General features: G+C 64.2%; 13 protein-coding genes. 8 read left to right on the top strand and 5 right to left on the bottom strand.

Features of this window, described 5'->3' with window-relative positions; all coding sequences use genetic code 11:
• Nucleotides 1–104: 104 nt before the first annotated feature.
• Nucleotides 105–1,292 carry a Gfo/Idh/MocA family protein gene (locus tag AC07SZ_RS15325; RefSeq protein ID WP_494914895.1) on the bottom strand — a complete coding sequence of 396 codons (1,188 nt, stop codon included), beginning with the start codon at nt 1,290–1,292 and terminating at the stop codon, nt 105–107.
• A 144-nt stretch (nt 1,293–1,436) separates the two neighbouring features.
• Nucleotides 1,437–2,492: a sugar phosphate isomerase/epimerase family protein gene (locus tag AC07SZ_RS15320; RefSeq protein ID WP_056568335.1), complete on the bottom strand. Its 1,056-nt coding sequence runs from the start codon at nt 2,490–2,492 to the stop codon at nt 1,437–1,439.
• A gap of 399 nt (nt 2,493–2,891) precedes the next feature.
• On the opposite strand from AC07SZ_RS15320, the gene AC07SZ_RS15315 reads away from it, so the two are divergent.
• From AC07SZ_RS15315 to AC07SZ_RS15295, 5 genes are all read left to right on the top strand, one after another.
• The gene (locus tag AC07SZ_RS15315; protein WP_010911615.1) at nt 2,892–3,779 is read left to right on the top strand and encodes a sugar phosphate isomerase/epimerase family protein; all 888 of its coding nucleotides are present in this window, start codon (nt 2,892–2,894) and stop codon (nt 3,777–3,779) included.
• Nucleotides 3,780–3,839: 60 nt separating this feature from the next.
• Nucleotides 3,840–5,009: a mandelate racemase/muconate lactonizing enzyme family protein gene (locus AC07SZ_RS15310; RefSeq protein ID WP_056568326.1), complete on the top strand. Its 1,170-nt coding sequence runs from the start codon at nt 3,840–3,842 to the stop codon at nt 5,007–5,009.
• Between the two features lie 2 nt (nt 5,010–5,011).
• On the top strand, nt 5,012–5,728 hold the full coding sequence (locus AC07SZ_RS15305; protein WP_494914894.1) for a FadR/GntR family transcriptional regulator: 717 nt from the start codon (nt 5,012–5,014) through the stop codon (nt 5,726–5,728).
• 2 nt (nt 5,729–5,730) lie between these two features.
• Nucleotides 5,731–6,723, top strand: coding sequence for a hydroxyacid dehydrogenase (locus AC07SZ_RS15300; RefSeq protein WP_244494006.1), 993 nt, complete (start codon nt 5,731–5,733; stop codon nt 6,721–6,723).
• Between the two features lie 101 nt (nt 6,724–6,824).
• Entirely contained in the window at nt 6,825–7,142 is a 318-nt protein-coding gene (locus tag AC07SZ_RS15295; protein ID WP_244494007.1) for a hypothetical protein, read from the top strand.
• Between the two features lie 26 nt (nt 7,143–7,168).
• On the opposite strand, the gene AC07SZ_RS15290 is transcribed toward AC07SZ_RS15295, so the two are convergent.
• Entirely contained in the window at nt 7,169–8,458 is a 1,290-nt protein-coding gene (locus AC07SZ_RS15290; protein WP_494914893.1) for an amidase, read from the bottom strand.
• A 128-nt stretch (nt 8,459–8,586) separates the two neighbouring features.
• Here AC07SZ_RS15290 and AC07SZ_RS15285 point away from each other — a divergent pair, with 128 nt between their 5' ends.
• Nucleotides 8,587–8,934 carry a GFA family protein gene (locus AC07SZ_RS15285; protein ID WP_494914892.1) on the top strand — a complete coding sequence of 116 codons (348 nt, stop codon included), beginning with the start codon at nt 8,587–8,589 and terminating at the stop codon, nt 8,932–8,934.
• 16 nt (nt 8,935–8,950) lie between these two features.
• On the opposite strand, the gene AC07SZ_RS15280 is transcribed toward AC07SZ_RS15285, so the two are convergent.
• Nucleotides 8,951–9,859 carry an SDR family oxidoreductase gene (locus AC07SZ_RS15280; protein ID WP_494914890.1) on the bottom strand — a complete coding sequence of 303 codons (909 nt, stop codon included), beginning with the start codon at nt 9,857–9,859 and terminating at the stop codon, nt 8,951–8,953.
• A 97-nt stretch (nt 9,860–9,956) separates the two neighbouring features.
• Here AC07SZ_RS15280 and AC07SZ_RS15275 point away from each other — a divergent pair, with 97 nt between their 5' ends.
• Complete coding sequence (locus AC07SZ_RS15275; RefSeq protein WP_210261340.1) at nt 9,957–10,535, top strand: TetR/AcrR family transcriptional regulator; 579 nt, start codon at nt 9,957–9,959, stop codon at nt 10,533–10,535.
• A gap of 37 nt (nt 10,536–10,572) precedes the next feature.
• Here the strand turns inward: AC07SZ_RS15275 and AC07SZ_RS15270 are convergent, their stop codons facing one another.
• Nucleotides 10,573–11,787 carry an MFS transporter gene (locus AC07SZ_RS15270; protein ID WP_494914888.1) on the bottom strand — a complete coding sequence of 405 codons (1,215 nt, stop codon included), beginning with the start codon at nt 11,785–11,787 and terminating at the stop codon, nt 10,573–10,575.
• A gap of 91 nt (nt 11,788–11,878) precedes the next feature.
• On the opposite strand from AC07SZ_RS15270, the gene AC07SZ_RS15265 reads away from it, so the two are divergent.
• On the top strand, nt 11,879–12,865 hold the full coding sequence (locus AC07SZ_RS15265) for an AraC family transcriptional regulator (RefSeq protein ID WP_494914886.1): 987 nt from the start codon (nt 11,879–11,881) through the stop codon (nt 12,863–12,865).
• Nucleotides 12,866–12,880 lie beyond the last annotated feature (15 nt).

The following is a 12,880-nucleotide window of genomic DNA, read 5'->3' as shown; positions in this document are numbered from 1 at the left end:
GACTTGGCACTGGCGCCGGTCACCTCCTCTCCCGTGGGGAGAGGTCGGATTGCCCCGAATTACCCTTTGCAATTCGGCTGGCAATCAGCGTGAGGGGCGCGCGCCTAAAGCTTCGTCCACGCCCCATTCTTCTTGGAAGACTTCACGCAGGCCTTGATGAAGGCCATGCCTTCGACGCCATCGTCGATGGTCGGGAAGACGACCTCCTTGCCCGGCTTGCCGCCCTTGCGGCGCGCCGCGCGGATGGCGCGCGCGGCCTCCTGATAGATGTTGGCGAAGCCTTCGAGATAGCCCTCGGGATGGCCCGACGGCACCCGGCTGACACGGCCCGCCACCGGCAGCGCGCCGGCGCCATTGCGGGTGATCAATTGCTTGGGCTGGCCGAACGGCGTGTACCAGAGATAGTTCGGGTCGGCCTGCACCCATTCCAGCCCGCCCTTCGAACCATAGATGCGCAGCTTCAGCCCGTTTTCGTGGCCCGGCGCCACCTGGCTGGCCCAGATCATGCCCTTGGCCGGATGCGCCTTGCCCGGCGCCTTGAAGCGCAGCATGACGTTGACATTGTCGTCGAGCTGCCGCCCCGGCACGAAGGCGTCGAGATCGGCCGACAGCGAATCCAGCTCCAGTCCGGAAACGAAGCGGGCGAGATTGTAGGCATGCGTGCCGATGTCGCCCAGCGCGCCGCCGGCGCCCGCCTGCTTGGGATCGCCTCGCCATGACGCCTGCTTCTGGCCTGTCGCGGCAAGGTCCTCGGTCAGCCAGTCCTGCGGGTACTCGGATTGCACGATGCGGATGTCGCCGAGCACGCCCTTGGCCACCATTTCGCGCGCCTGCCGCACCATCGGATAGGCGGTGTAATTGTGGGTGAGCACGAACACCTTGCCGGTCTTCTCGACGATCGCCGCCAGCTTCTTCGCTTCGGCCAGTGTCGTTGCCAGCGGCTTGTCGCAGATGACGTGGATGCCGGCCTCGAGAAAGGCCTTGGCTGCAGGCACGTGCACGTTGTTGGGCGTGACGATCGCCACCGCCTCGATGCCGTCGGGGCGTTTCGCCTCGGCCTTGGCCATCTCGGCATAGGACGCGTAGCTGCGCTCCGGATCGAGGCCGAGTTCGACCGCCGACGCCTTGGCACGCGCCGGATCGGACGACAGGGCGCCCGCGACCAGCACGAAATCATTGTCCATGCGCGCCGCGATGCGATGCACCGCGCCGATGAAGGCGCCCTGCCCGCCACCCACCATGCCGTAGCGGATCGGGCCGCCTCCCGCTTCCGCCTTCGATGCGCCGACCATGTCTCTCTCCCTCGTGCTATTACCCCTCCTCGAGGAGGGGTCGATCCGCGCAGCGGATCTGATGGGTCGTAAAGGGCGGAGTTCGGGATGAACCGACCCAGCCACTCGGAGCACCCTCCCCTCGAGGGGGAGGGAAAAGTCGCGCTAGATGCCCATCATCGAGCGCAGCAGCTTCTTGTCGGTGGTGCCGCCGGCAAAGTCGTCGAATGCCTTTTCCGTCACGCGGATGATGTGGTGCTGGATGAAGGGCGCGCCTTCGGCCGCGCCGTCTTCCGGATGCTTCAGGCAGCACTCCCACTCCAGCACCGCCCAGGAATCATAATTGTACTGCGTCAGCTTGGAGAAGATGCCGCCGAAATCCACCTGCCCGTCACCAAGCGAGCGGAAGCGGCCGGCGCGGTTGGTCCAGCTCTGATAGCCGGAATAGACGCCTTGCCGGCCGGTCGGGTTGAACTCGGCATCCTTTACGTGGAACGCCTTGATGCGCTCGTGGTAGATGTCGATGAATTCGAGATAGTCGAGCTGCTGCAAGAGGAAGTGCGACGGGTCGTAGTTGATGTTGCAGCGCTTGTGGCCGCCGACCGCATCGAGGAACATCTCGAAGGTGGCGCCGTCGAACACGTCCTCGGAAGGATGAATTTCGTAGCCGACATCGACGCCATTGTCCTCATACACATCGAGGATCGGCTTCCAGCGTTTGCCGAGTTCGCCAAAGGCCTCCTCGATCAGTCCGGCCGGCCGCTGCGGGAAGGGATAGAGGTAAGGGAAAGCCAGCGAGCCGGTGAACGACACCGAGGCATTCAGCCCGAGATTGCGCGATGCCTTGGCGCCGAACTTCATCTGCTCGACCGCCCATTTCTGCCGCGCCTTGGGATTGTTGTGGACCGAGGCCGGCGCGAAGCCGTCGAACTGCGTATCATAGGCCGGATGGACCGCCACCAACTGCCCCTGCAGATGCGTCGACAGTTCGGTGATCTCGACGCCGGCATCGGCACAGATGCCCTTGACCTCGTCGCAATAGGTCTTGGAAGAAGCTGCCTTCTTGAGGTCGAACAGGCGCCCGTCCCAGGTCGGGATCTGCACGCCCTTATAGCCGAGACCGGCGGCCCATTTGGTGATCGAGGCCAGCGAATTGAATGGCGCCGCATCACCCGCGAACTGCGCCAGAAACAGCCCAGGGCCCTTCATTGTCGTTGGCATCGGCATCCTCCCTCATTTTGTCGCGACCAAGCATAGCGCCGATTGGAAGCAGGGCCAGCCATTTTGGTCTTTCGCACCAGGCGCTTTGCAGGCACTGCCATTCTGGTATTACCAAATAGCGGAATTTGGTCAAGCCTCGCAACGTATCATCAAAGCCGTCGGCAAGCTCGAAATATCGCCATATATCACAATACAATCAATGGAATAATTCGCACACGAAGTTGCGCTTCCGCGCTTCTTGCCGTTCCAGGAAATTTGCTGTAGACCTCACTTCAGGCCCAATTGGTCGAACCAGTTTGCAGGAAAAGGCTGGGGGTGCCTTGGGGAGGAACCCTTGCGTCGCGTTTCGGCGATGCATGTCGCAGGCAAACCATACGGACGAATTGGGAAGGACAGACCATGCATCTTTCGACGCACAACTGGATGCGCGCGGAACCCTTGGAGACGACCCTAAAGCGCATCAAGAAGTTCGGCTATGAGTCGATCGAGATTTCCGGTGAGCCCGAACAGTACAAGACCAAGGAGACGCGGGCGCTGCTGAAGGAGCATGGCATCCGCTGCTGGGGCGCGGTGACCTTGATGCTGGGCGAACGCAACCTTGCCGCCAAGAACCAGGGCCAGCGCGAGCGCTCGGTGCAGTACGTCAAGGACGTCCTGACCATGGTCAGCGAACTCGACGGCGAGATCATCACGCTGGTTCCGGCAACGGTCGGCAAGGTAGTGCCGGACGGCACCGAGGAAGAGGAATGGAAGTGGGTGGTCGACGCGACCCGCGAGTGCTTCACCCATGCCAAGAAGGTCGGCGTCAAGATCGCGGTCGAGCCGCTCAACCGCTTCGAGACCTACCTGTTCAATCGTGGCGCCCAGGCGCTGGCGCTGGCCGATGCCGTGAGCCCCGAATGCGGCGTCTGCCTCGACGCCTACCACATCCACATGGAGGAATTTAACGTCTACGACGCCATCCGTAAGGTCGGAAAGCGCCTGTTCGACTTCCATGTCGCCGACAACAACCGCTTCGCCGCCGGCCTTGGCCAAATCGACTGGCCGAAGATCGTCGCCACCTTGAAGGAAGTGGGCTACGACGGCGCGCTGACCAACGAGTTCGTCGCCCCGGTCGACCGCACGCCGGCGGCGCCCTATCCCGAAATGGTCGAGCGCCACCCGGTCGATATCTCGCCGGAGCAGCTGAAGTTCATCCAGGATCACGGCTCCAGCGTGCTCACCGAGAAATTCTACACCGACCAGATGCGCATCACCGCCGAAACGCTGCTGCCGCTGATCAAGTAGTCGATAGCTTTTGGGAAATTTGCCCTCCCGCCCTGACCGGCGGCAGGGCTGGGGAAAGACATGCGCATCAAGACCGTCCAAGCCTGGTGGGTCCGCATCCCGATCGAAGCCGCTCGGCAGCACCGCAGCGATTTCGGCCAGGTGACGACCTTCGACGCCGCCATCCTGCGCATCGAAACCGATGACGGGCTGGTCGGCTGGGGCGAAGGCAAGAACGCCGCCGGCAGCGCCGGCAGCTACGGCGCCCTCGTCCACATGCTGAACCATGAGGTCGGTCCGCAGCTGATCGGCCGCGATCCGGCCGATATCGGAATCATCTGGGAGATGCTCTACAATGGCGTGCGCCACGACAGTGCCGCGCGCACCGGCCACGCCATGCCGCAGCTGGCCCGGCGCGGCATGAGCATCGCCGCCATCAGCGCGATTGACATCGCGCTCTGGGACATCCTGGGCAAGTCGCTCGGCGTGCCGGTCTGGCGGCTGCTCGGCGGCCGCAAGGTCGACCGCATGCAGGCCTATGCCTCGGGCGGCTGGGCGTCCGCGGATGCCATCGGCGAGCAATTGAAATCCTACATCGCCCGGGGCGGCTTCAAGGCGCTGAAGATGCGGGTCGGCGCCATGGATGGGGCAGCACACGTCTCCGCCGCGCGTGTGCGCGCCGCACGCCAGGCGCTCGGCCCCGATGTCGAACTGATGGTCGACGCCCACGGCACCTATACGGTGGCGGAAGCCAAGCGCTTCATTCACCTTGTCAACGACCTCGATCTCGCCTGGTTCGAGGAGCCGATCATTGCCGACGACAAACCGGGCATGGCGGAAGTGCGGGCCTCCGGCGCTGTTCCGATCGCCACCGGCGAGAGCGAGGCGACGCGTTATGCCTTCCGCGATCTTGCCGTGCTCAAATCAGCCGATATCTTCCAGCCCGATCCCGCCTTCTGCGGCGGCATCAGCGAGGCGATGAAGATCGGCACCATCGCCAGCGCCTTCAACCTGCGCTTTGCGCCACATCTGTGGGCCGGCGCGCCGTGCTTCTTCGCCGGCTTGCATGTCTGCGCCGCCTCGCCGTCGAGTTTCATCGTCGAATATTCGCTAGGCGCCAACCCGATGATCCATGATCTGATCGAAGAGACTGTCGAAGCAACGGACGGTATGATAGCGATCCCGGAAAAGCCCGGATTGGGGTTCACCATTTCGGAGCGATTCCTGGAGGCGCACGCGCAACGCAGTTGACGATGAAAGAAAAGAACCTCCTCGCGGAACTCGCCGCCTATCTGTTCTCCCACTCGGACAGCGAGACCGGCCGCACGCCGTCGGAGCGTGAACTGGCCGAGCATTTCGGCGTCAGCCGCGGCCAGATCCGCGAGGCGCTGGCCATTCTGGAAGCCATGCGCATCGTCGAGCGTCGGGCGAAGTCCGGCATCTACATCGACACCAAGCAGGCGAGCGTCGAGGCGTTGGCCCTGTTCGCGCGCGCCGGGCTGCCGCTCGATCCGTTGCAGATCTACGAGACGGTCGAGTTGCGCAAGATCCATGAGATCAAGGCCGCCGAGCTTGCCTGTTCGCGCGCCACCGAGGAGAATTTCGAACGGCTGCGCGAGATCCTCAAGGCTTCCGAGGAGCGCATCGCCGCCGGCGAAGGCCTCGCCAAGGAAGACCGCGAGTTCCACCTCGAGATCGTTCGCGCCACCAAGAACAGCGTCTTCCACAACATCTGCAGCGTCTACTATCTGATGGGCGAACAGCGCCTGCCGATCTACTTCAACGATCCCGAACGCAGCGTGCGCTCGCATGCCGAGCATGTGCAGATCTACGAGGCTTTGCTGCGCCGCGACGGCAATCTCGCCCAGGCGCTGATGAGTGCCCACCTTCAAGGCGCGGAGAGCTATTGGAAGGGACTGATCGAGGGCGGCAACGCGGTTGCCGCGAGCCCGGCGCTCGAAAGGGCCTGACCGTGGTCCAGTCCGTGCCAAAGATCCTGTCGACCCATCCGCTGCACCCGCGCGCCTCGGCCAAGCTCGCCGGCGCCGGTCAACTCGTCATCGCTTCGGCCCTCGATGCCGCCACCTTGACCCGGGAGGCGAAGGATTCCGACATCGTCATCGTGCGCGCGCCGCTGCCACCAGCCCTGTTCGAGGGTGCCTGGAAGCTGCGGGCGGCGATCCGCCATGGCGCCGGGCTCGACATGATACCAATGGAAGCGGCGGCCGCCGCCGGCGTGCTGGTGGCCAACGTGCCGGCGGTCAACGCGCGCTCGGTCGCGGAGCACGTCATGTTCACCGCGCTGGCGCTGCTGCGGCAATTCCGCAGGGTCGACCGCGACCTGCGCGCAAAAGGCTGGCTCGCCGGACGCGAGCATGCCAACACCAATGTCGAGCTTGCCGGCAAGACCATCGGGATCGTCGGCCTCGGCGCCGTCGGCCAGGCCGTCGGTCATATCGCGGCGCATGGTTTCGACCTGAAAGTGGTGGCAACGACGCGCAGCATGCAGCCGGCGCCGGACAAGGTCGGCTTCCTGTCGATCGACGCGCTGGTCGAGCAGAGCGACATCATCGTGCTCTGCTGTCCGCTGACGCCGGAGACGCGTGGCCTGATCAGCCGCGAGCGTATCGCGCGCATGAAACCCAACGCGCTGCTCATCAACGTTTCGCGTGGGCCGGTCGTCGATGACGACGCCCTGATCGAGGCCTTGCGGGAGCGCCGCATCGGCGGCGCCGCGCTCGACGTGTTCTCGACGCAGCCGCTGCCGTCCAATCATCCCTATTTCGGCTTCGACAACGTCATCATCACCCCGCATATGGCAGGGATTACCGAGGAATCGATGATGCGCATGGGCGTCGGCGCGGCGGGCGAAGCCTTGCTCGTGCTGGCCGGCAAGCTGCCGGTCAATCTGCGCAATCCGGAAGTTGTCGATCATTACCGGAGACGGTTTCCGGTCGATATCTAGAGCATCGCGGTTTCGCCGCAATTCTTCGTGACGGTGCGGCCATGTCCGGTGTTCGCCTTGCATTTCTTGGTCTTGCCGCATGTTTGACTGCGGGCTTGCCCGTGCTCGCTGCGGCACAAAGCAGCGATTATGTCTACTGCAGCAATGGGATCGTCTGCATCAGGGACCCCTGCCCGTCGGGCAATGCACTCGACTTGGTCACTGGCAAGATCATCAAGGGCGTGGCGCTGAACACCACCGAATTGTCGCCGCTGAACAGATCCGAACCTGGCTTCTCCGACAAGCTCCATGCGGGAAAGCTCGTCATCCGAGGATCCATCCAGCATCGCGGTGAGCCAAACGACCCGCCGATGCTGGTCGTTACCAATGTCGAACGCGCTTCCAAGACAGGCGAACGCAAGCGCTGCGCGGCGCACTGATTGCCTATCTGAGGCACACCGCCCCGTCAGAACAGGCGCTCCACTTCGGCGGCAATCCGCAGCAGATGCCGGTCGTGGCCATTGCGCGCGACCAGCATCAGTCCGGCCGGCAGCGCCATATCAGGCATCGGCAGCGAGATCGCGCAGAGGTCGAACTGGTTGGCGACCTGTGTGTTGCGCAACAGCAGGCCTTCGACGTGGTCGCGCAACTCGGCATTCTCAGCCATGGAGACGATGGTCGGCGCCGTCACCGGCGTGGTCGGCAGCACCAGCACATCGACCGACGCCAGCCGCTCATCCATGGCGGCGACAAGCGCGCGGCGGCGGCGCAAGGCCCTGATGTAGACCGGCACCGGCAGCATTGCCGCTCGCGACAAAGGCCCGCTGACGTGCGGGTCGACCGGCACCGATGCGCCTGTCGCCAGCCAGTCGGCATGCACCTCGGCCCCCTCCATGGCAGCGATCGAGCCACGTTTGGTCGCCGCGCGCAGATCGGCGATCATGTCGTCGATCGACAGATCCGCAATGCGCGCGCCAGCCTGCTCGATCTTGCCGAGACAACGCTCGAACGACGTCATGACCTCACCGTCCGTGTCGCCGAAAAGAACGCCCCGCGGCACACCAACGCGAAGTCCCGCGAGCGACATGGCCACCAGCTCGGTCGGCGCCTCGCCGGCCATCACGGCGTCGGCGGCGGCGCATTGCACGACGGTTCGGGCAAGCGGCCCGATCGAATCCAAGGTGCCAGACAGCGGAAAGGCGCCGGCCAGCGGCACGCGCCGCGCCGTCGGCTTGAAGCCGACGACGCCATTGAGCGCGGCGGGAATGCGGATCGACCCGCCGGTGTCGGATCCGATCGAGATGTCGCTCGTTCCCTCGCCGACGGAAACGCCGGCACCGGACGACGAGCCGCCGGGGATGCGTGTGGCGTCAACGGCATTGCCTGGCGTGCCGTAGTGCATGTTGTCGCCGATCGCGGTGAAGGCGAATTCGGTCATGTTGGTCTTGCCGATGATGACCGCACCGGCCTGCCGCAGACGAAGGACGATGGCGGCGTCACCCGACGCGGGCGCGCCGGTTCTCAGCATCAGCGAGCCGGCCCTGGTTGGCTCGCCGGCGACATCGAACAGATCCTTGATCGAGACCACGGTGCCGTCGAGCGGTCCGAGTGTCACACCGGCGCGCTTACGGGCGTCACTGGCGTCCGCCGCGGCCCGCGCGGGTTCGACATAGAGCCTGGTGAAGACCTTCTCCTCGGCCGCACGATTGGCAAGACGTGACAGGATGATTTCGAGACGGTCGCGGATGGATTGCATGTCGATGTCGGACTCCGCCAGGATGCAACGTCTTTAAGGCAATCGGCAAGGCAAGCAGCCGGTTGGGCCTGCGAAAGGCATAGCCCGGCTAGCGTGCCTTTGCACCTGCCAGCGATAGGAAGATACTGATGCTGTACAAGGGCAGCTGTCACTGCGGCAAGGTCGGCCTCGAATTCAAGGCGGAACTGACCGGTGCCGTCCGGTGCAATTGTTCGATCTGCTCACGCAAGGGCGCCTTGCTGTGCGCCATCCCGCATGAGAGCCTGACCGTCCTGGCCTGGGGCGATGATCTGGGCACTTACACATTCGGCAACCACACCATGGCGCACCGCTTCTGCCGCACCTGCGGCATCCACCCTTTCGCCGAGGATATCCGCGAAAGCAGCGAACGCACCGCCTACATCAACCTCAACTGCGTCGCCGATATCGACCCGTCCACCTTGCCGGTCTTCGATTTCGACGGGCGCTCGGCCTGAGCGACGCCAGGCCGCATCACCGGTAACCCGTTGCGTCGGCTGGCTTGCCGGCGTCCTGGACCTCCGGCACATAGCGCCAGGCGTCGGGCCGCGAACCGTCGAGATCGGTAAAGCCGTAGACCTGCGCCAGCCCGCCGCTGGACAGCGACTGCCCGTTCCAGCGTGAGCGATTGGGATCCGCAGCCAACGCGGCAACGGCGCGCCCAACGAAGCGCGGCGTCTCCGAAATGACGAAATGCGGCACCGTCGCGGTCGCATCACGCCAGTTCTCCTCGCGCACCCCGAAGGCTTCCAGCATCATCTCCGACCGTAACCAGCCGGGCGTCAGCGAGACTGAGGTGGCTCCGTGTTTCGCAAGGTCCTTGGCATGGGCCCAAGCCATGCGGTTCACGGCAACCTTGGCAAGATCGTAGAAAGGCGACAGGCGGTAGTGATCGGCATTGTATTCGGCGGTGCCGTCCGTGACTTCGACCAGCAGCCCGCCTGGCTGCTCGATCATGAGGGGCAGCGCATGATGGGCGGTGATCAGATGCGTGTCTATGGCCAGACGCAGCATGCGCAGACCGTTCTCCAGATTGTGGTCCCAGACTGGCTTGTCCCATTCGAACAGCTTTTCACCGCCCCAGATATCGTTGACCAGGATATCGAGATGGCCCTGTTCGGTGCGGATGCGCTCGACCAGACTGCGCACATCGTCGGCCACGAGATGATCCACCTGCACGGCGATGCCCCTGCCGCCGCTCGCCGTAACCATTTCCGCCGTCTCCTCGATTGTTTCGGGCCGGGCATACTCGGATTGCCGCGCGCGCGTGCTTCGCCCAGTGACATAGACAGTGGCGCCGGCAGCGCCGAGCTCGACCGCTATGCCGCGCCCGGCACCTCGTGTGCCACCGGCAACCAGGGCAACTTTTCCTTGCAACGTCATTGAACGCTCCCAAAAACAGCACCATCGATCAAATGGGGATGGCTTGCGCCACGTCCATCATATATAAATGATCATTCGGTTATATTGGAATGTCAAGATGACCCGCCCCAAGACCCAATCCGACGAGCAGGTGCTGGAGAGCGCATTGCGGCTGATCCACGAGCATGGCCCGGAGGCGCTTACCTTCGAGCGTCTGGCAAAGGCCTGTGGCCTCTCCGGTGCAACATTGGTGCAGCGCTTTGGAAATAAGGCGCGGTTGAATCAGCGCACTTTGCTGCATGCCTGGGACGGTCTCGACGACAGGACCAGGACGCTGGCCGCCAGCGTGCCCAAGACCCCGGCCGGCGCCATTGAATTGCTGGTGGCTCTGTCGCAAGGTTATGGCGGCATCGAAGCCTATGCCGAAGGCCTGCTCGTCTTGCGCGAGGATCTGCGTGACCCCGTGCTCAGGACGCGCGGCGCGGCCTGGAAGACAGCCCTTTGCAAGGCACTGGCGGCTTGTTTCGCGGCAACGCCCACACCGCCCCCGGACATCGGCCTGCTGATGGCGTCGCACTGGCAAGGCGCCCTCCTGTGGTGGAGCTTCGACCCGACCACTGAAGTCGCCACCTATATCGAGGACAGTCTCAACCGCTTCGTTGCCGCCATCACAACGGCAGCGGCCCGAGAACCATAATGGCTCTCGGGCCGCTGGGCAGGTCAGGGATGGGAGATCATTCGGCCCGCTTCGGGCCGCGCAGGAACACGACGATCGCCGCCAGCAGCGTTGCAATGCCGCAATAAGCGAAGGCGCTGGCCACGCCGGTATGGTCGACCAGCAAGCCGCCGAAGACGGCGCCCAGCGCGATCGCCACCTGGAAGGTTGCCACCATCAAGCCGCCGGCACTTTCGGCCTGGTCCGGTGCTGCCCGCACCAGCCAGCTCTGCAGCCCGACCGGCACCGCGCCGAAGGCAAAACCCCAGGCGGCGACGGCGGTGGCGGCAATCGTCGGCGAGGCGCCAAAGATCAGCATCGAGGCGGCGGCCAGCGCAATCAGCAAGGGCGCCAGGGCAACGGCCGCCTTGAGATTACGCTCCGCCAGGATGCCGCCGGCGATATTGCCGAAGAAACCGCCGACGCCATAGGCCAGCAGCACCAGCGAGATCGTCTCGATGTCGAGCACCGGCACCTTTTCGAGGAACGGGCGCACATAGGTGAAGCCGGCAAAATGCCCGGACGCGACCAGCAGCACGACCAGCAGGGCCACCCGGATCGACGGCCGCTCCAGCACATCGAGCAAGGTGCGGAAGCTTGCGACGCCCACCGGTGGCAGCTTTGGAATGGTGGCCAATTGCACCAGCAGCGCCAAGGCGCCGACGATGGTCGCAATCATGAACGCCGTGCGCCATCCCCAGATGTCGCCAACATAGGCGCCGACCGGAGCGGCGGTGACGGTGGCCAGCGAGACGCCGGTGAGGATGATCGACATGGCGCGCGGCATCAGCCGCATCGGCACCAGCCGCAAGGCCATTGCCGCCGACATCGCCCAGAAACCGCCTAGCGCAACGCCGAGCACGACGCGGGCAAGCAGAAGCATGGACAGCGATGAGGCAAAGGTTGCCAGGAGGTTGGACAGGATGAGGAATGCCGTCAGCATCCACATGACAAGCCTGCGGTCCATGCGCCTTGTGATGATGGCCATGGTGGGCGCTGCGATGGCGCCGACTATGGCTGTTGCCGTCACCGCTTGACCGGCCACGCCTTCGCTGACACCGAGATCGCGCGCCATCGGCGTCAGCAGGCTGGCGGGCAGGAATTCGGCGGTGACGAGACCGAAAACGCCAAGCGCCAACGAAACCACGGCACCCCATGCCGGCTCGGCTCGTTCATCGGATTCTGTGGAGTTCAGAAGTGCGGCGTCGATGACGCCTGTCGTGGGTTCGGCCATGGTCACTCTCCGATTTGTTTGCAGCGCAACATTTGGCTGCGATGCAACATAGGGAGTGACGGGTTGGAGTTTCCATGCTAGAAACCCCATCATGCATGACCATTCGTCCAAAATCCCGATTACCGGCGACCCACTGACAGACATATTGCGGGGCCTGCGTCTCGACGGTGTCGAGTATGGCCGCTGCGAAATGAAGGAGCCTTGGGGTATCCAGTTCCCGGCTCAGCCCGGAGCCCGGTTTCATTTCATCGGCCGCAAGGGCTGCTGGCTCAAGCAGCCATCCGGCGAATGGGTGCAGCTCAATGCTGGCGACGCTGTGCTGCTTCCACGAGGCGAGGCGCATGTGCTGGCCAGCGAACCCGGAGCGCAGGCCTGGCCGATCCATGGCTACGAGCTCGAGGAGGTCTGCAAGGACGTCTATTGCACGTCAAACGCGGAGATGTGCGACAAGAATTGCCAGCCCGGAACGCTGCTGTTCTGCGCCGCGATGTATTTCAACATCGACGGCCTGCACCCCCTGCTCGGCATGATGCCGGACGTGATGCGCACGCACGAGCTGGAAGCCTACGAGCCCGGCATTCCACATTTGCTGGAGTCCATGGCGCGCGAAGTGACGATGGAGCGTGTCGGCTCCGGCGGCATCCTGGCACGGCTGGCCGATGTGCTTGCCGCCACCGTCATCCGCTCCTGGGTCGAACGTGGTTGCGGCGACTCTTCCGGCTGGATCGCCGCGGTCAAGGACCGCGACATCGGTCGCGTGCTGGCCGCCATCCATCTTGAACCTGACCATGACTGGACGGTCGAGTCGCTGGCCCGGATGATGGGCGCCTCGCGCTCGGGCTTTGCCGAACGCTTCGCCACCATCGTCGGCGAAACGCCGGCAAGATATGTCACCCAGGTCAGGATGCATCAGGCGCGTCAGTGGCTGGTCCGCGACCGGATGAAAATATCAGTCGTCGCCGCCCGGCTTGGCTATGAATCGGACGCCGCTTTCAGCCGTGCCTTCAAGCGCGTCATCGGCGCGGCGCCCAGCCATCTGCGCGCCGAGGAACAGGCCGAAATCCGCCAGGCCAGTTGAGCCGATGTCCTTCGT

It is taken from the genome of Mesorhizobium sp. GW821-FHT07A06 (assembly GCF_059419085.1).
The sequence above is the reverse complement of the archived record's forward strand: the minus strand, read 5'-3'. Positions and strand labels throughout refer to the sequence as shown.